Origin of the sequence: Halomonas marinisediminis (assembly GCF_004347715.1) — a bacterium.
Taxonomy (GTDB): Bacteria; Pseudomonadota; Gammaproteobacteria; order Pseudomonadales; family Halomonadaceae; genus Halomonas; species Halomonas icarae.
The window spans coordinates 1-216 of the sequence record NZ_SLTR01000911.1; the positions used below are offsets into that span (position 1 = coordinate 1).

Annotated in this window: 1 protein-coding gene; it reads left to right on the top strand. The window is 66.7% G+C overall.

Translation table 11 applies throughout. From position 1 onward, the window contains the following. The coding region (locus tag E0702_RS18925) for a methylmalonyl-CoA mutase family protein (RefSeq protein ID WP_240721839.1) at positions 1–216 on the top strand (216 nt) is incomplete at both ends.

Consider the following 216-nt stretch of genomic DNA (forward strand, 5'->3'; position numbering starts at 1 on the left):
TCGGGGCGACAGGCGGGCGCGCGTCACGGACGTCCGCCTGGCCCAGATGACCACCTCGATGCCGATCAACGCGACCGCGCCGTGGCTGCTGGCGCTCTACATCGCCGTGGCCGAGGAACAGGGCGCGGACGTGACGAAACTGCAAGGCACGGTGCAGAACGACATCATCAAGGAATACCTCTCCCGCGGCACCTATATCTGCCCGCCCAAACCGTC